The following is a 20616-nucleotide window of genomic DNA, read 5'->3' as shown; positions in this document are numbered from 1 at the left end:
TTTTAACCTTTGATTTTTAAAAGAGATTTGACAAAAGAAACTGGTAGGTAAAGCTTTGCGATTTTTTTACTTAGAGCAAAAAAATAATAAAAAATAATTTTTATTTTTACAATAAAGTTAGTATTATAAAAAAGAGCAATTTTTAGGGCTTCTCTTAGGCTTTTAAATCCATTTTGATCACTTGCTCCACCAGAATTAAAAGTAGAAATCACAATATCACTAAAATAAAATTTATAATGATTTCTATAAAGCTTATAAATTAGATCATAATCACTAGCAAGTTTATAATTTGTATCATAGAGATATTTTTTATGTACTTGCGATTTGATAAAACAATTAGGGTGACCAAAATCACGAAAAAGGCAATAAAGATCATCAAGATTTCTTGAAGTTTTTTTAATAAATTTATGATTATGATCAAGATAGCAAATCTCCAAATCCCCATAAAAAACATCTGCATTAAAATTAAGAGCTGCTATATTTGCCAATACATTTTGATCATGCAAAAAATCGCCACAATTTACAAAATTTATATAATCATTTTGACTTAATATAACTCCCTTATTCATCGCGTCAAAAATCCCCTTATCTTTTTGACTAAGAAATTTAAAATAAAAATTTTGATATTTTTTTGCCTGTGCATAAAGAAAATACTTAGAATCTTCTTTGTCTTCTTGAATAATTTCTGCATGTTTTAGAACAATTTCTCGGATTTTTTCTTTTGTGCCATCTGTGCTTCCTCCATCAATGATGATATATTCCACATTTTTACAAGTCTGATTGATTACAGATTCCATGGTTTTTTCAATATGGACAATATCATTAAACACAACAGTAACGATAGAAAAAGTCATTAAAACTCCTCGATAAATTAAAAGTATATCACATTTCGTTTGTATCGAAGTGCTATCTTATAGGCTAGGGTGTTTTAGATAATCTTTAATATTTTTGCCACTTTGCTACCCAACCTAAAAAATACAAATACTAATAAAAAATATCAATAATAATAAGGGATTCCTAGTAAAATGCAATGTTTAAAATGTGGCAAAATACAATATGCATACAATGCTCTTTTGGAATCTACGATTTCTAAATCCGTGTAATAACGCCCATCAAACTTATAATAATAAGTCTTGGGTGCTTTTTCATCTTTATCATCTACCAAAACACCATCAATACTCACACCACCAAAATCACTATAATTTGGCTTACTTGTTTTATAAAAAACCACCAAAACAATCTGCCCATCAAATTTCTTTTTTTGCCACTTATTTAAAAGCGTATAATTTTTTTGATCAATAATCAAGCGTTTTCTAAAGGTCGCATATTTCCCCTCAAGACTTTGTTTTTTGATTGTCTGATAAAATTCCCATAAATTTGCATGATTTTTTTCAAGATAATAGTTGATATCCTTTTTTGTTTCTGCAAAACATACTGCAACAAAAACCCAAAAAATCACACAACGCATCAAAATGAAAAGTTTAAAACCACGCTTCCAATATTATGCCCTTTTGGTTGTGAGGCAAATTGTTTGCTTTGATGAGTAAAAACATAAGAAAGTCTAAAACCTTTATACAAAATACTAGCCCCAAGTTCAAGATCATAGAGAAAATGCTCCAAAACAAGACCTGTAGGTGTGCCAAAACTATTTCCTTGTATAAAAATATCTCTTGCTACATAAGAGCCCAAGGCCCCACCAAAAACATAAAAAGAGAATTTATCATTATAAGGTTTGCTTCCCAAAAAACTCGTATTTACCTTCTCCACACCAAAATCACTTTCAAGATTATATCCTAACCTAAATCTTCCGCCAATTCCAGCAAAAGTATTAGCATTTCCTAGTGCAAATTTTATAGCTGGTAAAATATCTATGTCAAAAAATGAACTTTTTAAAATATCAAATTTATGGATATATTCATAAGTAAGATTTATAATAAATTCATTTTTGATTTGATGCTCCCAACCAAAAAATATAGGATTCTTTGTAAGTACGTGGATAAGCTCTTGTGTTTGTTTTGCTAATGCAGCAGGACCTACTACACCAAGTTGTAGCTTGATATTTTCCACACTACTTTTACGCCTTTGAGAAATACTAAAATCAAAACTCAAATATCCTGCGTAAGGGTGATCTAATGGATTTATTTGTGCCAATCTTGATTGAGGGGTATAGACATCTTGGTGCAAAGCAATTTCATAACGAGAAAATTTTTTATCCCTTGCATTAAGGCTAAAAAGTTGCAAAAACCCAGAATCATATTCCCTAGAAGTATAAGAAAAGCTCGTTCCTGCAGTATAGTAGCGATCTACAAATTGATCAAAATATGCATCATTTTCACTTACAATACTAAAAAATTTTTTTTTATAAGGGGCAAAATCCCCTGTATTTTGTGCTTGTTCTTCTTGTTGTGCGATTGTTTTTTCTTCTAGGTCTTGTGAATTTTCAGGCATTACTAATTCTTGCAATGCTAAAGTTTCTTGATAAAAGTCTTGCTGCAAGGTTTTTGCAAATAAACTTCCACAGATTCCAAAATAAAATACAAGTTTTTTATACATGCACATTAGCCTAAAATCTTTTTGAAGCTTTGATAATAAAGTTCTTTAGCATTCTGTAATGTACAAACAATCGCATCAATTTTAATTTTATCGATAGAAACTTTCCCTAAAATTCTACAAGCCACACCAAAATTTTTTGCTATTTCTTGCAATTTTTCAGGCATATGAGTTTCTATAAGCATAAGGCTTTGGCTTTCTGAAAAAAGCATTTCTGTACTAAAAGGAGTTGTAATATCTACTCCCTTTTCACCCAAAATTGCCATTTTACTTAGTCCCAACGCAATGCCACCCTTGCCCACACTTTTGGCACTTTTTATTAAAGATTTTTGATTGCATTCTAAAACCAGATTCCATAATCTTAATTCTGCATCTAAATCAATTTGCGGACAATCCCCACTAATTTCATTTTGCATAATTCTTTGTAATAAACTCCCACCAAAATCACTTCCTAATTCTCCAAGAAGAATAATTGTATTTCCTTCATTTTTTAGTGAAGAATCTAAAGTTTTATTATAATCTTCACAAAGCCCAACACTTACAATCGTAGGAGTAGGATAAATATCTTTATCATCTGTTTGATTATATAAGGAAACATTACCACTTACTACAGGGGTATTAAGAATCTTGCAAGCTTCTTTAATGCCTTCTGTAGATTCTTTAAATTGCCACATTACTTCTTGATTTGTTGGATTTCCAAAATTTAAACAATCACTAATTGCTAGTGGTCTAGCTCCACGACTTACGCACTTACGCCCTGCAATTGCTACTGCAATTTTGCTACCTTCCTTAGGATTAAGATAGCAATAAGTAATAGGAGAGCAAATTGCCATTGATAATGCCGTGTCATTTTCTTTTACTCTAATTGTACTTCCATCAAGCTTCCCAACGCCCGTGATAGTATTTGTTTGCACCATGCTATCATATTGCTCATAAATAAAATTTTTATCTGCTACTTCAATATCTGCAAGCATTTTTTGTAAAATAGAAGTAGGATTTTCTATTATAGGTTTGTAGTTTTTTTGACGCAAATTTTGCAAATACACAGGCTCTTTTATTTCACGATCTAGTATTGGTGCATTTTCTGCAATAGGGGCAATTGGAAGACTTGCACACTTTTCTCCATACCAATAAAGCTCCATTAGTCCACTATCTGTAACTTCTCCAATAATTGCCACATCAACTTCCCATTTTTGAAAAATTTCTATTACTTCTTGCTCTTTTCCTTTTTTCGCACAAATTAACATTCTTTCTTGCGATTCACTAAGCATTAAATCATAAGGTGTCATGCCTTTTTCTCGCATTGGTACTTTATCTAAATGCATTACCATTCCACTACCACTTCGCCCTGCCATTTCAAAGCTTGAACTAGTAAGCCCTGCAGCACCCATATCTTGAATCCCTACAATCAAATCTTTTTTAAATAATTCTAAACATGCTTCCAATAAAAGCTTTTCACTAAAGGGATCGCCAATTTGCACAGTAGGGCGTAAGGATTTAGATTCTTCATCAAAGCTATCACTACTCATTACAGCCCCGCCAAGACCATCTCTACCTGTTTTACTCCCTACATAAATTACAGGATTACCAATTCCCTCAGCGCGTCCATAAAAAATTTCATCAGTTTTTGCAATACCTAAAGTAAAGGCATTTACTAAAATATTTCCATTATAACAAGCATTAAAACTTGTCTCACCTCCGATTGTGGGCACTCCCATGCAATTTCCATAGCCCCCAATCCCTCTTACAACACCTTTTAATAAAAATTTATGTAAATTAGCCATAGAATCTTGTGTATCAATGCGTCCAAATCTAATAGCATTAAGACTTGCTACAGGGCGAGCGCCCATTGTAAAAACATCTCTCATAATTCCACCAACACCTGTAGCAGCACCCGCATAAGGTTCAATAAAACTAGGGTGATTGTGAGATTCTACTTTAAAAACTGCGCTATAACCTTTGGTAATATCAATTACACCTGCATTTTCTCCAGGCCCTTGAATTACCCAAGGTGCTTTTGTAGGGAAACCACTAAGATATTTTTTGCTAGATTTATAGCTACAATGCTCACTCCACATGGCAGAAAAGATTCCAATTTCTAATAGATTTGGTTCTCTTTGGAGAATCTTTTTAATCTCTTGATAATCCTCTTGAGAAAGTTTATGTTTTTCTAATATATTTTGTAAATCAGGAAGCATTTTGACACCTTTTAGAATTTCTACGATTTATTTCTTCACGATTCTAACAAAAAGGACTGCTATTTGGAATAAAAATTTAAAAAAAATATATGATTAAGTTTTATTAAAGTTTTATCTAATTAAAATAATGCCAAGCTTAATTTTTAGCTAAACTTACCAAAATGGTATGCATACTATAAAAACATAAATTGCGGAGACAAGACAGTTATGAAATACATCAAGTTTTTTAAAGAGCTCAATAACAAAGATGTTCCATTAGTTGGTGGCAAAAATGCCAGTATAGGAGAAATGTTTCAAGAGTTAATTCCTGCAGGTATTAAAGTGCCAAATGGTTTTGCTATCACTAGTGATGCTTATTGGTATTTACTTAATAACGGTGGAATTAAAGAAAAAATTATAGAACTTTTAAAAGATGTTGATGTAACAGAAATTGATGTATTGAAAACACGATCTAAAAAAATCCGTGAACTTATTTTTGGCACACCATTTCCTAGCGACCTAAGAGATGAGATTTTTGAAGCATATAAGATTTTAAGTGATGAGTATGGCATGAAAGAAGCTGATGTAGCAGTAAGAAGTTCTGCTACTGCGGAAGATTTACCAGATGCAAGTTTTGCGGGTCAACAAGATACATATTTAAGTATCAAAGGGCAAACTGAATTGATCCATTATATCAAATCTTGTTTTGCCTCACTTTTTACTGATAGGGCGGTAAGCTATCGCGCTTCAAGAGGATTTGATCATTTTAAAGTTGCACTTTCTGTGGGTGTACAAAAAATGGTACGTTCTGATAAAGGAAGCTCTGGGGTTATGTTTTCTATTGATACAGAAACAGGATTTAAAGATGCAGTATTTATCACTTCAAGCTGGGGACTTGGTGAAAATGTCGTGGGTGGAACAGTAAATCCCGATGAGTTTTATGTTTTTAAACCTACACTACAAGATGGTAAAAGACCTATTATCAAAAGACAACTTGGGCATAAAAATGTAAAAATGGTTTATGCGCCAAAAGGAAGTGATCATCCTACAAAAAATATTGCAACAACTCAAAAAGAAATGCAAAGCTTTTCACTTACAGACGAAGATATTTTAACTCTTGCAAGATATGCCATTATAATCGAGAAACACTACACAAAAGAAGCAGGAGAATATCGTCCTATGGATATGGAATGGGCAAAAGATGGTGATAGTGGTGAGATTTTTATCGTGCAGGCGCGTCCTGAAACCGTACAAAGCCAAAAAAATAAAAATAATGCACAGGTTATTGAAAAATACAAATTTAAAAATAATGATGAAAAAGAAATTATCATTCAAGGCAGGGCAACTGGCGGAAAAATTGGTCATGGCAAAGTGAGAATTATTAATGATATTGAACATATGAATACTTTTAAAGAGGGTGAAATTTTAGTTACTGATAATACAGATCCTGATTGGGAACCAGCGATGAAAAAAGCTGCTGCAGTAATTACTAATCGTGGCGGGAGAACTTGTCATGCAGCAATTGTAGCTAGAGAAATAGGTGTGCCTGCAATCGTTGGTGCCGTAGGTGCTACTGATAGACTTTACACTGGAATGGAGGTTACAGTATCTTGTGCTGAAGGTGAAGAAGGATATGTGTATGCAGGGATTCATGATTACGAAGTAGAACAAATTAAACTTGATAATATTGGCAATACAAAAACAAAAGTTTATATGAACATCGGAAATCCAGAAAAAGCATTTAGTTTTGCACAAATGCCAAATGATGGTGTAGGACTTGCAAGAATGGAATTGATTATCCTTAATCAAATCAAAGCGCATCCCTTAGCATTAGTAGATATCCAAAATGGTAAAACTAATATTCCTGAATATCCTGAGATACAAAAATTAATTTCGGGATATGACAACCCCAAAGACTTTTTTATTAAAAAAATTGCCGAGGGAATGGGAATGATTGCAGCTGCTTTTTATCCCAAACCTGTAATTGTAAGAACTAGTGATTTTAAATCTAATGAATATCGTGGAATGATTGCTGGAGCAGGATATGAACCTCAAGAAGAAAATCCTATGCTAGGCTATCGTGGTGCTAGTCGATATTATTCTGATCTTTATCGTACTGCTTTTGAATGGGAGATTCAAGCACTTGCTATGGTAAGAGAGGAAATGGGATTAACTAACATGAAAGTGATGATTCCATTTTTAAGAACCCCGGAAGAGGGGATAAAAGTTTTAGAAATTCTACGACGCAATGGATTGGAATCTGGAAAAAATGGGCTTGAAATTTATGTAATGTGTGAATTACCTGTAAATGTAATTTTGGCTGATGAATTCCTAAATCTTTTTGATGGTTTTTCAATTGGTTCTAATGATCTCACGCAACTAACTTTGGGTGTCGATAGAGATGGGCAACTTGTAAGCCATATTTTTGATGAAAGAAATCCTGCAATGCTTGAAATGTTTAAACGAGCGATTAAAGCATGTCAAAAACATAATAAATATTGTGGAATCTGCGGACAAGCACCTAGTGATTATCCAGAAGTTGCGGAATTTTTAGTTCGAGAGGGAATTAGTTCTATTTCTCTAAATCCTGATTCTATCATAGAAACTTGGACAAGAATTGCACAATTAGAAAAAACTTTAAAACAATAATAAAAAAAAAGAGTGTGATAGAGATATAAGAATATTTTATAATCTCTATATCCACTATAAAAAAATATAAAAACTAAGTTCTAATTTACCCCATTTTTTAGCTACTAATCATATTTAACCACTTCGTAAGTCTTTTTATAGCAAATTTTATAAAAGAAATATCCATGCAAAGAGAGTTTAACCACTTAGTAAAACTATAAAATAAATTCTCCTTGTGTACTTTTGGGGCTACATTGAAGATCAAAAAAATTATCAAATTCTTGATTCTTATATTTTTCAACAGCATATCTTCCTATCATTGCAGCATTATCAGAACAAAATTCTAAAGGTGCTAAAAAAAGGGTTTTTTGATATTTTTGACAAAGCTGACAAACTTTTTCCCTCAAATAAGTATTTGCACTTGCACCACCAACGATAGCAAAATTTTTTGGTGCCCGATGTTTTTTAAAATATCTTTCTAGTTGTTGTAATAAGTGCTTACATGCTGCATCTTGAAAACTTTTAGCAATTTTATAAGGATTACTAGAATCTTTTTCTATTTGCAAACGCACAGCATTTTTTAAACCAGAAAAACTAAAAGCAATTCCTGAATGATTTTTTAAGGGTATAGGTAAATTATAAAGCTCACCTTGATATTTTTCTGCGTACTCTTGAATAATTGGCCCTCCTGGATAAGATAGGTTTAACATTTTTGCGACTTTATCAAAACTTTCACCAAAACTATCATCCATTGTCTGCGCAATAATTTTCATATGTTTTATATCACTAATTTCAATAATTTGTGTGTGTCCACCAGAAACAAGTAAAACACTCATAGGAAAATTATAATTTTCCTGATTGATAAAAAGTGAAAAAATATGCCCTTTTAGGTGATTGATACCAATAATAGGAATATTAAGCTCCAAACTCAAAGTTTTTGCCATCATCAATCCTTCAATAAGTGTAACACTTAATCCCGGCTGTGTGGTAACACCAATAGCTTTTATCTGTGTTTTATCAAAAGAATCTAATACTTCTTTTAGTAACAATGGTAAATCTTTTGCATGCATTCTTGAAGCAATTTCAGGGACAACTCCACCATAAAGGCTATGGGTATTTTCTTGAGAAAGTTTTTTATGCCAAAGAAGTTTGCTATCAGAAATTCTTGTAATGGCAATAGAGCTATCATCACAGCTGCTTTCTATGCTAAGTATCATAATCCACCTATTTTTTTGATAGAATTATACATGATTCTACATAAAAGAAAGGAAGTTATGAAAATATTACCAGCAGAGTGGGAAGAACAAAAAGCTATTTTAATGGCATTTCCGCATAAAAATAGTGATTGGAATGAGTATTTAGATGAAGCAAGACAAACATTTTTGACAATTATTCAAGCAATTCTACCTCACGAAAAAGTTATATTATGCGTTGATCCTAATGACCATGAAGGAATGGATTTTTTACATTCTCATCTCTCTTCCTCTAATCTTATAATTTTAAGAATTCCTACAAATGACACTTGGGCAAGAGATTTTGGACCTATTAGTATCAAAAACGATTCTAAAATCTTGCATTTAGATTTTGGTTTTAATGGGTGGGGGCTAAAATTTGCTAGTTGTTTTGATAATCAAGTTTCTTCTACACTTTTTCAGCAAAAAATCCTACCAAATCTTTTGACGCAAGATTTAATCTTAGAAGGGGGGAGTATTGATAGCGATGGAATGGGAACATTGCTAACCAATACACAATGCCTTTTAGAAAAAAATCGCAATCCTTTTTATACACAAGAAGAACTTGATGCAAAATTAAAGGATATTTTAGGAGTAGAAAGAATCTTATGGCTTCATCATGGATATTTAGCTGGAGATGATACAGATAGCCATATTGATACTTTAGCAAGATTTATCAATCCCAATACAATTGCATACATTGCATGTAATGATAAAAATGATGAACATTTTACAGAGCTTAACAAAATGCAAGAAGAGTTAAAAAAATTAAAAACTAAAGAAGGTAAACCTTATCATCTCTTGCCCCTACCACTTCCTAAGGTATTTTTTAATAAGGAGAGATTGCCTGCAAGTTATGCAAATTTTTTACTTATCAATAATAAAACTTTGCTGCTTCCTATTTATAATATACCTGATCTTGACATACAAGCTATCAATACACTAAAACCCTATTATGAGGTAATTCCTATTGATTGTTCTGTATTAATTCGTCAACACGGAAGCCTTCATTGTGTAACAATGCAACTTTATGATATTTTATAAAATACGCGTTGAAGGGAGAGTGCAAGGGGTTGGATTTCGCCCCTATGTCTATTTAATCGCTCAGCAATTAAAAATTTATGGTTATGTAAAAAATCGAGGCAATTATGTAGAAATTCTTATTGATAAAAATCTTGATTCTTTTTTAGAAACCTTGCAAAACAACCTCCCTCCACAAGCCTTGATTACTAGTTTAGATTATAAAAAAATCATTATCCAAAAAAAATACTCCCAATTTGATATTTTGGATTCTAAAGATGCTAAAACTACATTAAAAGGTATTCTCCCTCAAGATCTTAAAATTTGCAAGGATTGCTTACAGGATCTTAAAAATCATCAAAGATTTTATCAATACGCATTTAATACTTGCACAAATTGTGGGCCTAGATATAGCATTTTATACTCATTACCCTATGATCGTAAAAATACTAGTATGCGAGATTTTGGGCTCTGTAAAGATTGTTTAAAAGACTATCAAGATCCTAATAACAGGAGATTTCACGCCCAAACATTATCATGTAAAAATTGCACCATCTCACTTAGTTTTTATCACAAAGACACACATTTTCACAATGATGAAGCAATACATGCTTGTGCTATGGCAATTTTAGAAGGAAAAATTGTTGCAATCAAAGGGGTAGGCGGCTTCACTCTTTGCTGTGATGCTACAAATTCTTCAAGTATTAAACGCTTAAGAAATTTAAAGAATCGCCCAAAAAAACCATTTGCAATTATGCTAAAAGATTTGGATTCTATCAATGAATTTGCAGAAATCACCCCCTTGCAAAAAAAAGCACTCTTAAGCAAAGAAGCTCCTATTGTACTCTTACAAAAAAAACAACCTCTCCAAGAAATCGCACCAAATCTCAAGCAAGTGGGAGTGATTTTACCTTATAGCAGCTTACATCACCTTTTAATGGAAAAAATCAATAGGCCTATAGTTTTCACAAGTGCAAACCTAAATGGCGAACCCATTATTACTACAGAAAAAGAATTGCTAAACAAACTTGGCAATGTATTTGATGCATATCTTACTCATGGAAGAGAAATTATAAATCCTATTGACGATTCTGTGGTGCAGCAAGTAGGGGAGGGAATGCAAATTATTCGTTTAGCAAGGGGTTATGCGCCATTACATTTACATTTTACACAATTAAATGAAAATAAAGACACTTTAATTGGTATGGGAGCAGAACAAAAAGTCACTCTTGCATATAAAAAAGAAGGGGAGGTGATTGTTTCTCCTTATATTGGGGATTTAAACAATCCAACCACACTTGCTCGCTATGAAAAAAACTACAATTTTTTTACGCAAATTTATCAACTCGAACCCAAAAAAATTATTAGCGATTTACATCAAAATTACCATTCTTATCAAATTAGTAAAAATCTTAGTTGCAAAAACAATATTTTATGGGAAAAAAAGCAACATCATTATGCACATTTTTGTGCAATTTTTGCAGATTCTTTATTGCAAGATAAAAATTTAAAAATAGAAGATAAAGTCTTAGGTGTAATTTGGGATGGCACAGGACTTGGCAAAGATGGAAAAATTTGGGGTGGGGAATTTATTTTTGGGAACTTAAAAAATTATAAGCGTGTAGGGCATTTTGAAAACATGGAGATTTATGGAGGAGAAAAAAGTATCAAAGAAATCTATAAAATTGCCTATAGTTTAGTGCGGCAGTTTGGTGATAATGATGATATTTTATGGCTCAAGCAAAAATATATACAAAAATATCCTAAAATTTTTCCATTTTTTGACACAGTTATTGATAAAAAATTACATGTTTTTCACACAACTTCTGTAGGAAGAATCTTTGATGCAATGGCGTGTTTATGTGAAATTTGTGATTATAATAGTTATGATTGTGAAGCACCTATTATGCTAGAGCAACACTACAAAGAAGAGATAAAAGAAAGCTACCACTTCTTGATTACCTCTAAATATGAAGTATGCATTAAACCCATGATGAAAGAAATATTAAAAGATTTAAAAAATAATGAAGCAAAAGAAAAAATCGTAAGCAAGTTTATTAACACTCTAGTCGCTATCATTTTCAAATTTGCACACATTATGCAAACAAAAACTTTAATGTTTTCAGGTGGAGTTTTTATGAATAAAGCTCTATGTGAAGCAATTATAAGAGAAAATTCCAAGCACACATTGCGTTTATTTTTTCATCAATATCTTCCTAGTAATGATAGTAATATTTCCTTAGGACAAGTGATAAGTATCACATAAAAATCTTAAAAAATTTTACTAAAAACAATATCAAAAAAACAATCCAAAAAATAAAAAGAAATTTTTAATTCAAGAAATAGTAAAAAAATTATCAAAATTGATTATAATACTTGCACCCGTTTTTGGGGGGCAAGTGTTCTGGTGTGCACCTTGGGCTTCAAACCCACAGAATGGCTAAGTGTTTAGCTGTTGAGGAGTTCGATTCTTCTGCCCTCTCGCCAAATTCAAATTTTTGACTTAATTTTTAGTGCTGCTTCATAACCTTGATTAAGTGCTATTGCAATAGATGCGCCATTTTTAGAGAGTATATCTCCAACAACAAAAATATTTTCTACGCTACTTTCAAAATCTTTTGTAATAGGCAAGCCATTTTCATCAAGTTCTAAACCACATTTTTTAAGAAAATCAAGAGGTACCGCACCACCGATTGCATACACAATCTTATCAAAACTCTCACTTGTACCATCATCATAATATACCATTGCTTTAGAATCTACATCTTCAAGTTTTTCTATATTTACACCTAGTTTTGTTTTAAGATTTTTTTGCATAGATTCTTCAAGGTTTTTTGCATTAATCTCATTAATACGATTAAACTCTTTTCGGCGATAATTTAATGTAGTATCTGTCATTTCTGCAAGAGCAGTTGCATATTCTACTGCAGAGTTACCACCACCCACAACAAGTACTTTTTCCCCTTCAGTAATACCATTAACATTATATGTGACTTTTTTTAGCAAAGTAGGGGGGATTTTGTAATCTGGTTTATTTGGCTGACCCATTTTTCCAATAGAAATCACAACAAATTTAGCATGAAAGATTTCATTATTTGTAGAGCTAATCTCAAAAATTCCGTCTTTTTTTACTACTTTTTCAATATCTGTGTTATATTTTGGCACGATTTGATATTTTTCCAAAAGAGAATCAAAAAGCGCTAAGCTTCCTTCTTTATCACCATCGCAAAAATCAATTGATCCCTTAAGATCTACAACCTGTCCTTTATAGTCTTTATCAACTCGCTTACCATCTTTATAAAACTTTCTAATTGTTGCAGAATGTTCGCTTGTTTTTTCAAACAAAATTGTATTATCAATCCCCAAAACCTTACTTTCAATACTTGTGGCAATACCCCCTGGTCCTGCGCCAATAATTGCGATATCATAAATCTTTTCCATTTTTTATTCCTTTCTAAAATTTTGTTGTTTTTTTTCTTGTTGTATTGCTTGATTTAACTCCTCAGTGCCATCAAACAAAACGATACTTTGTGTCATCTTTTTCTCATCATCAAATTGCCCTGTTTTAAGCCCCCATAAAAACACTATAAGCCCCATCAAGCCAATCAACAAAGATACAAAAAGCATAACAATCAAAAGTGTTGTATTCATATTATCGCAAAAAAAGGTAAAAATTTTTCTACACTTAAACCCAAAGCTGTAGAAAAAAGTCCTTTTTGTTTAATGATATATTTACTATGAAATCCCTCCACCATCACTGCCCCAGCTTTACCTTGCCAAAGACTAGATTCTAGATATTCTTTTAAATCAACCTTATGAAATTCTTGTAATTTTAAAATGGTCTGTGAGATATCACAAACCTCGATTTTGCTAGTTTTAAGAATCTGTGCGGTTATAATAGCAATTTCTTGTCCACTTTGTTTTTCTAGCATTTCTCTTGCTTCCTCTTTTGTCTTTGGTTTTCTCTGCATACAAGAAGACACGCTAATAACACTATCTGCTACCAATATCGCACAATCACCCCCAAGTTCTTGTGAGGCTCTTTCTAATTTATGCTTACATGCTTCATAAGCAAAAGTTTTTGGCACAATACTTGTAATACTTTCTTCATCAAAATCTATAGATACTTGCTGAAAGGCAATCTGATACTCTTGTAAAATTTTTTGTCTTGTAGGAGAATTAGATACTAAAGTTATCATGCAAAATACTTTATAGCAAATTCTCGTGCTTCTTGCAATGCTTCTTTCAAAGAAGCTTTATTTTTTCCACCTGCGGTAGCAAAATCATCACGCCCTCCGCCATTACCACCTAAAACTTGTGCTACTTTTTTTACCCACTCACCCGCTTTAATAGGTGTATTTTTACTACCAGCAACAATCTGAAGTTTTTCTTCATTAATTAATAAAATTGCAACTTTTTCATAACGATTCTTCACATCATCTACAAGTTCTTTAAGATTATCATTTTGCAAAGACTGGATAATAAGATAAGCATTATTAATTTCTTCATGTTGTAGTTGGGTATTTTTTTGAGAATTTTGTATCTGTTTTTCCAGTACTTTATTTTTTTCTTTGAGTTTTACAATACCCTGTAAAATATCTTGATTCTTTAATATTTCTTTGGCTTCTTGTTGAGTTTTTAAAATATTTTTTGCATAAAGATATCCTGCATTACCACACACAGCTTCAATACGCCTCACACCGCTTGATACGCTACTTTCCTTTGTGATAAAAAAACTACCAATTAAACCTGTATTATCAGCATGGATTCCACCACAAAGCTCACAAGATGCATCACCAAAGCTAACCACTCGCACATTATCCTCATATTTTTCACCAAATAAAGCAATTGCTCCTTGATTTTTTGCATCCTCTAGCGACATATTTTGTGTGTTTAGTGAAATTTGTTGCAAGATTAGCATATTTACTTCTTTTTCAATATCTTCAAGCTCTTCTGATGTTAATGCACGCAAAAAACTGAAATCAAAACGCAAACGATTAGATTCTACAAGACTTCCTGCTTGTGCTACTTGTGTGCCAAATTTATTTCGCAATACTGCATGTAATAAATGTGTTGCTGAATGGTGTTTAGCCACTTCCAAACGATGAGAAGAATCTACCGTTATATCCACTTCTTGCATAATTTTCAGAGGACTTAGTGTTTGAATCTGACTAATATTTAATCCAAAATATTTTTTAGTATCCAAAATATCTGCGATTTTTTTATCTTCTAAAAATATCTCTCCACAATCGCCAATTGCCCCGCCACTCTCAGGATACAAAGGAGTAATATCTAAAAGCACATATCCCATCCCATCAAGTAAATCTACACGCTCAAAATCTTGATTAAAAAGAGCCAAAATCTTACTTTTAGAAGAGATGTTTTCATATCCTACAAAGCAATTACTTCCAAATTCTTGTAAAATGTCTTTAAAATCACCCTCTTTAACACTATCTCCACTGCCTTTCCATGAAGTCTTAGCCAAATCTTTTTGTCTTTGCATAGCATCTTCAAAAACCTTAGTATCCAGAAGTAAATTTTCTTCCTTTAGCATATCAAGCGTAAGATCCAAAGGAAAACCAAAAGTATCATAAAGCTTGAAAGCAACATTTCCATCAAAAACATTTTGCTTAGCATTTTTAATGCGTTCTAATTCTGTTTTAAAAAGTTGAATTCCTTGCTCAATTGTGGTAAAAAATCTTTCTTCTTCCAATCTACATTGCTGGGCAACAAAATCTTTTTGTTCAATAAGATAAGTATAAACTCCCCCCATCTCATCGCAAACTTTTTCTACAACTTTATATAAAAATGGCTTATTTAATCCCAAAAGATAACCATGTCTTACCGCTCGTCGTAAGATTCTACGCAAAACATATCCTCGCCCTTCTTTGTCAAAATTACTCCCTTGTGCAAGTAAAAAAGCAACAGATCTTGCATGATCTGCAATTACTCTAAAACTTGCACCATCCTCATACACATAAGGTTTGTTACAAAGTTTTTCCACTTCATTAATCAAAGGCATAAAAATATGGGAATCAAAATTACTTTTTTTACCTTCTAGTAATGCACATACACGCTCAAGTCCCATTCCCGTATCAATACTAGGCTTAGGAAGAGGAGTAAGGCTACCATCGCTATGGCGCTCAAACTCCATAAAAACCAAATTCCAAATTTCTAAAAACCTATCACCATCTCCACCAAAATAATCTTCCTTATCATTAAACTCCTCACCTTGATCTACAAAAATTTCACTACAAGGTCCGCAAGGTCCCGTATCCCCCATTTGCCAAAAATTGTCCTTATCTCCCATTTTTTTAATTCTGGTAGAATCGATATATTGACACCAAATTTCAAAAGCTTCTTTATCGTTTTCATGCACACTCACATATAATCTAGACTTATCAAACCCTAAAACTTCAGTTACAAATTCCCAAGCATAGGCAATAGCATCTTTTTTGAAATAATCCCCAAAGGAAAAATTCCCAAGCATTTCAAATAAAGTGTGATGGCGTCGCGTAAAGCCTACATTTTCAAGATCATTATGTTTCCCACCAGCACGAATACAAAGTTGTGAAGAAGTTGCACGAGGGGTAGGGGGGGTAGGAACTTTTCCTGTAAAAATTTCTTTAAATTGCACCATCCCAGCATTAGTAAACAATAAAGTAGAATCATCTGGTACCAAAGGCATACTAGAGTATACCTGATGACCTTTTTGACTAAAAAATTTTAAGAATTTTTCGCGAATATCCAACATAAAAACACCCTTGAATAATTTTATATAATCATAATATAATTCTACTTATTCTACTTAAAAATACTAAAAAACAATGCTAAGAAGTAAATAAAATCAAAAAAATATTTATAGACTGATTTGCTTTTTTTGCTAGAATTCAATAAAAATTTCAAGGAGAAGTGATGTTTCTTTTTAGCGATGAAGAGTTGCAAGCGCCTGTGAAAATCAGCATCGAAAAGGTGCGACCACATTTATTGGCAGATGGTGGAGATATTACCATTCTTGGAATCAAAAATGCAACTGTCTATGTAGAATTAAAAGGTGCTTGTGTTGGATGTTCGCATTCTCATATCACCTTAAAAAATGCCATTTTACGACAATTACAAACAGATATTCATCCTGATATTAAAGTGCAGCAAGTGCAGGCAGGGGAGGATTGGAAAGAACTTGCTAAGAGGAATTAAAAATTGTCAAACAATAATCCTAAAAAACGTATTTTAATTCGCAAAGGTTTTGAATTATTTGAAATAAAACAATACAAACAATCAATGCAGTATTTTTCTGATGCTCTCTATCTTGATGAGGAAGATTTGGAGGCAAAAATTGGACTTTTTCTTACAGATATGGCAATAGAATTTCCCAATGAAGCGCATGGTTTTTATGATCTTTATCAAACAATGATAGGAACAAATCCGCGTTCTTTTCGAAAAAAAGTACAGCAAAGTATTCTGGAAGGAATTAAATCTTTTGACAATGGAATAGATAAAATTGCTGCAGTATTTTTTGATGACCAAAAAGATCTAAAAGTTGAAGAAATTGATGGAATTTTATATAAAGATTTTCAGCAAATGTGTAAGGAAAAAAATTTTAAAGAAGTTTTTGAAAATCTACTCTTTAGTTCTAAAATTATTTTTACTAAAAAAGAAGATTTTTATAGTTTTTTAAATGATTTGTTGGACAACAATCTCTCGGAGTATTGTTTACAATATATTGAAAGTATGAAAAAAGTTGTATTTTTTGATTCTGAATTAGATAAAATATTAAAAAAACTTGTAGATAGATTATGAAAATTACATACACGATTAATTTTAATCACAAAAATTATAAATTTTTAAGCGATCGCGCACAAGAAGCACAGGAAAATCAAGAAGTTTTATTTGTACAAACTCCACGAAATAAAATTTTTGCAGAGCAAATGCGCACTTTAGGATATGATATTTTGCATTACAGTGATCTAAAAAAATATTTTTCCTTCCCTAATAAAATTATTGGAATCACAGGTACAAACGGCAAGACAACAACCGCAAATCTCATCTATCACATTCTAAAGGATCTAGGTTATAAATGCGCAATGCTAGGGACACAAGGTCTTTTTTTTGATGGAAAGAGATTGAAAGAAAAAGGACTTACAACACCAACAATTTTGGAACTATATGAAGATTTAAATCTTTTAACAAAACTAGGATGTGAAGTTTTAGTTATGGAGGTAAGTTCCCATGCTATTGAACAGCAAAGAATCTATGGTTTAGAATTTGCGGCAAAAATTCTTACAAATATCACAAGTGATCATTTAGACTATCACAAGAGTCTTGAAAATTATATTGCAACCAAAAATGCTTTTTTGCAAGATGAGGGACTAAAAATTATTAACCATGATGATAAAAATGTACATTTTAACCCCAAAAATGCTTATACTTATAGTTTGCAAGATTCTGGGGCTGATTTTTGCATTAAAAATTATTTGCAAGAAAATGGAATTTCAGCGGATTTAATTATAAATCATCAATGTTATAAACTTTCTTCCCTTCTTTATGGAAAACATAATCTTTCAAATATTCTAGCTTCTTTACTTTGTATTCACAAGCTTTTTGATAGTGATATTTTAAAACTTTTAAAAAGTTTAAGGGGATTTTGTGGGGTGAGTGGTCGCATGGAAGTAGTTTATCAAAACCCCTTAATTCTTGTGGATTTTGCACACACTCACGATGGAATGGAGAAAATTTTTCAGAGTTTTGAGGATTATGAAATTAGTGTTGTATTTGGTGCAGGTGGCGATAGAGATAAAAGCAAACGCCCACTAATGGGAAAAGTAGCGCAAAAATACGCTAAAAAAATCTATATTACAAGTGATAATCCACGAAACGAAGAACCCAAAGAGATTATTCAAGATATTATACAAGGAATCAATGATACATCCCATGTAGTTTTACAAGAAGATCGCTATGAAGCAATCTTTACAGCAATTAAAAACCTAAAAAAACATGAAGTATTGCTTGTATTGGGTAAAGGGGATGAAACTTATCAAATTCTAAAGGACAAAACAATTGAATTTGATGATCGAAAAGTTATCAAAGAAATTTGTCAAAAAGTTTTTAAAACAGCAACATAGAAAATCACAAAATTATGGATACAGCTACTTTTTTTATTTTAGTATTGAAAACTATAATTTTCATATAATTTGATTTTACAAAAAACAGAAAATCAAACCCCTATGCAAAACTATATAAACCCTTATACACCAATAAAAACTAACAAATTCTTGGTAGCAATTCACCTTGCGGATAATCCAAAAACCTCATACCGCCCCATGCATTTTTTAAAATCACCCTAGCATTACTACTAGATTTTTTACAAATCTCTCCAATAATACAAGCCTCCTTGCCATCTTCATGCATATGTAAAAGTTCTAAAACCCTAATGGCATCTTTCTTAGCCACAGCAAGAATACAAGTCCCCTCATTTGCCAAAACATAAGGTTCTAACCCTAAAATTTCACAAATCCCCTGCACTTCACTACTTACAGGAATACTCTCTTCATCAATTAAAATATCCATATCACAGCTCTCACACCATTCATTTAAAACAGAGGCAATCCCTCCTCTTGTTGCATCTCGCATAGTATGAATAAGTCCATGGTTTGAAAAAACCCTTGCAAACATACTATAAAGTTGCTTACAATCACTTTTTAGCGAAGAATTAAGATTAACTTCATTCCGTGCACAAAATATGACACCACCATGCGCACCAATACTTCCACTTAAAATAATTACATCACCTTCTTGCAAATTTTGGATACTAATATCCTCTATTACCTCACCAATTGCAGTAGTATTGATAAAAAGTTTATCTACACTACCCTTTTCTACTACTTTAGTATCTGCAGAGAGAACTTTTAGCTGAGTTTTTTTTATCTCACTTCTCATAGATTCCAAAACACACTCCAAAACCTCAACTTCCAACCCCTCTTCTATAATAAAACCAATGGTGATATATCTAGGAATTGCCCCCATCATTAAAACATCATTGCTACTCCCACAAATACTTAATTTTCCAATATCTCCACCCGAAAAAAATAAAGGGTTAACCACATAAGTATCTGTACTACTAGCAAACTTTCCATTTGCCATAAATACCCCTGCATCCTCTCTTTTACTTATAAAAAATTCCCCCAAATACTTCTCAAAAACCTTTTCAATAAACTCTTGTGTTTGTATGCCACCACTACCATGTGCTAATTGTACCACTTGCATAAAACATACCTTTTTTTGATATTTTTCTGTCATAATACAAAAAAAAGAGAAAAAATGAAAAAGATATTTGGAATTTTATTTTTTTGTTTATTTTATGGATGTGGCAGTGTGTATCAAATTACACCTCTGCAAGATTTTAGTTTTGAAAATGGTAAAAAAATCATAGAATCTAATTTAAAAAATTCAAGTGTTTTACTAGAAATTGCACAAGATAATTACAATACTATAACTCCTCTTTTAGTAAAAGTTCTTGCAAAATCGCAAAATCCTATTGTTTTTGATAGCAATAATATTACTGCGTATCAAGAAGGAAAAATATTCAAAGTACTTGATTCACATCAAATCCTACATAGCAATATTAATTTTACAAACTCCTTGCGTGCTTTTAATATTCCTATTCCATCGCTACCTATAAATTATTACTACCCAAATATTTTTTATTCTCCATTTTTTGGCTTTGGATTTGGAAGAAATTATGGAATTAGCGATGATTATTTTAGAGAAATTGAATATAGTAGCAGTATTTTATTTGCACATTATCTCAAAAAAACAACTTTAAAAAACGATATTTTTTCAGGAGGATTTGTAGCAATTGTATTACAAGATGCTATTGAAGGAAAAATATATATAAAAGTGCAAATTGACAAAGAAATTCACGAGGTAGGGTTTTTTTTACAATCGCAACAAAAATAGTAGAAAAATTATATTTTTATCCCCCCCCCCCTACACATCTTAAAAAATATAGT

The 20616-nt window shown here is 31.9% G+C and carries 17 protein-coding genes and 1 tRNA gene; 8 read left to right on the top strand and 10 right to left on the bottom strand.

Going from position 1 to position 20616, the window contains the following annotated elements; genetic code table 11:
* Positions 1-2 precede the first annotated feature (2 nt).
* The 4 genes from LW133_RS02715 to purL form a co-directional block, all read right to left on the bottom strand.
* Positions 3-854: a glycosyltransferase family 2 protein gene (locus LW133_RS02715; protein WP_233076147.1), complete on the bottom strand. Its 852-nt coding sequence runs from the start codon at positions 852-854 to the stop codon at positions 3-5.
* A 143-nt stretch (positions 855-997) separates the two neighbouring features.
* Positions 998-1468, bottom strand: a complete 471-nt coding sequence (locus LW133_RS02710) for a hypothetical protein (RefSeq protein WP_233076146.1) — start codon at positions 1466-1468, stop codon at positions 998-1000.
* Positions 1468-2553 carry a lipid A deacylase LpxR family protein gene (locus LW133_RS02705; RefSeq protein WP_233076145.1) on the bottom strand — a complete coding sequence of 362 codons (1086 nt, stop codon included), beginning with the start codon at positions 2551-2553 and terminating at the stop codon, positions 1468-1470. The genes LW133_RS02710 and LW133_RS02705 overlap by 1 nt, the downstream gene beginning before the upstream one ends.
* A gap of 5 nt (positions 2554-2558) precedes the next feature.
* Complete coding sequence (purL, locus tag LW133_RS02700) at positions 2559-4748, bottom strand: phosphoribosylformylglycinamidine synthase subunit PurL (RefSeq protein ID WP_233076143.1); 2190 nt, start codon at positions 4746-4748, stop codon at positions 2559-2561.
* A 207-nt stretch (positions 4749-4955) separates the two neighbouring features.
* On the opposite strand from purL, the gene ppsA reads away from it, so the two are divergent.
* Positions 4956-7376 carry a pyruvate, water dikinase gene (ppsA, locus tag LW133_RS02695; RefSeq protein WP_233076141.1) on the top strand — a complete coding sequence of 807 codons (2421 nt, stop codon included), beginning with the start codon at positions 4956-4958 and terminating at the stop codon, positions 7374-7376.
* Positions 7377-7570: 194 nt separating this feature from the next.
* Here the strand turns inward: ppsA and tsaD are convergent, their stop codons facing one another.
* Positions 7571-8572: a tRNA (adenosine(37)-N6)-threonylcarbamoyltransferase complex transferase subunit TsaD gene (tsaD, locus tag LW133_RS02690; RefSeq protein WP_233076140.1), complete on the bottom strand. Its 1002-nt coding sequence runs from the start codon at positions 8570-8572 to the stop codon at positions 7571-7573.
* Positions 8573-8629: 57 nt separating this feature from the next.
* Here tsaD and LW133_RS02685 point away from each other — a divergent pair, with 57 nt between their 5' ends.
* The 3 genes from LW133_RS02685 to LW133_RS02675 all read left to right on the top strand — a co-directional run bounded on the left by LW133_RS02685 (position 8630) and on the right by LW133_RS02675 (position 12094).
* Positions 8630-9631, top strand: coding sequence for an agmatine deiminase family protein (locus tag LW133_RS02685; RefSeq protein WP_233076139.1), 1002 nt, complete (start codon positions 8630-8632; stop codon positions 9629-9631).
* A complete protein-coding gene (hypF, locus tag LW133_RS02680; RefSeq protein WP_233076136.1) occupies positions 9618-11873 on the top strand; it encodes a carbamoyltransferase HypF in 2256 nt (751 codons plus the stop codon). Before LW133_RS02685 ends, hypF begins: the two co-directional genes overlap by 14 nt.
* A gap of 124 nt (positions 11874-11997) precedes the next feature.
* A tRNA-Sec gene (locus LW133_RS02675) sits at positions 11998-12094 on the top strand.
* 3 nt (positions 12095-12097) lie between these two features.
* Here the strand turns inward: LW133_RS02675 and LW133_RS02670 are convergent.
* Genes LW133_RS02670 through alaS form a run of 4 tightly spaced genes read right to left on the bottom strand, consistent with a single transcriptional unit; the run spans position 12098 to position 16358 of the window.
* Positions 12098-13048, bottom strand: a complete 951-nt coding sequence (locus LW133_RS02670) for an NAD(P)-binding domain-containing protein (protein WP_233076135.1) — start codon at positions 13046-13048, stop codon at positions 12098-12100.
* A gap of 3 nt (positions 13049-13051) precedes the next feature.
* Complete coding sequence (gene ccoS / locus LW133_RS02665) at positions 13052-13258, bottom strand: cbb3-type cytochrome oxidase assembly protein CcoS (protein WP_233076134.1); 207 nt, start codon at positions 13256-13258, stop codon at positions 13052-13054.
* Positions 13255-13806 (bottom strand): septum formation inhibitor Maf, encoded by a 552-nt coding sequence (gene maf, locus LW133_RS02660; protein WP_233076128.1) that lies wholly within the window; start codon positions 13804-13806, stop codon positions 13255-13257. The genes ccoS and maf overlap by 4 nt, the downstream gene beginning before the upstream one ends.
* Entirely contained in the window at positions 13803-16358 is a 2556-nt protein-coding gene (gene alaS, locus LW133_RS02655; RefSeq protein ID WP_233076197.1) for an alanine--tRNA ligase, read from the bottom strand. The genes maf and alaS overlap by 4 nt, the downstream gene beginning before the upstream one ends.
* A gap of 164 nt (positions 16359-16522) precedes the next feature.
* Between alaS and LW133_RS02650 the strand changes: the two genes are divergently transcribed.
* From LW133_RS02650 to LW133_RS02640, 3 genes are read left to right on the top strand one after another with little or no spacing between them, the layout of a single operon-like run.
* Positions 16523-16804 carry a NifU family protein gene (locus tag LW133_RS02650; protein WP_233037591.1) on the top strand — a complete coding sequence of 94 codons (282 nt, stop codon included), beginning with the start codon at positions 16523-16525 and terminating at the stop codon, positions 16802-16804.
* 3 nt (positions 16805-16807) lie between these two features.
* Complete coding sequence (locus LW133_RS02645; RefSeq protein ID WP_233076126.1) at positions 16808-17407, top strand: histidine kinase; 600 nt, start codon at positions 16808-16810, stop codon at positions 17405-17407.
* The gene (locus tag LW133_RS02640; protein WP_233076124.1) at positions 17404-18729 is read left to right on the top strand and encodes a UDP-N-acetylmuramoyl-L-alanyl-D-glutamate--2,6-diaminopimelate ligase; all 1326 of its coding nucleotides are present in this window, start codon (positions 17404-17406) and stop codon (positions 18727-18729) included. The genes LW133_RS02645 and LW133_RS02640 overlap by 4 nt, the downstream gene beginning before the upstream one ends.
* Positions 18730-18868: 139 nt before the next feature.
* On the opposite strand, the gene hypE is transcribed toward LW133_RS02640, so the two are convergent.
* Positions 18869-19870 (bottom strand): hydrogenase expression/formation protein HypE, encoded by a 1002-nt coding sequence (gene hypE / locus LW133_RS02635; protein ID WP_233076121.1) that lies wholly within the window; start codon positions 19868-19870, stop codon positions 18869-18871.
* 54 nt (positions 19871-19924) lie between these two features.
* Between hypE and LW133_RS02630 the strand changes: the two genes are divergently transcribed.
* Entirely contained in the window at positions 19925-20563 is a 639-nt protein-coding gene (locus LW133_RS02630; RefSeq protein ID WP_233076119.1) for a hypothetical protein, read from the top strand.
* Positions 20564-20616 lie beyond the last annotated feature (53 nt).

This window comes from Helicobacter anatolicus (genome assembly GCF_021300615.1).
Taxonomy (GTDB): domain Bacteria; phylum Campylobacterota; class Campylobacteria; order Campylobacterales; family Helicobacteraceae; genus Helicobacter_H; species Helicobacter_H anatolicus.
Note: the sequence above shows the minus strand (reverse complement) of the source record. Positions and strands in the feature narration are given on the sequence as shown.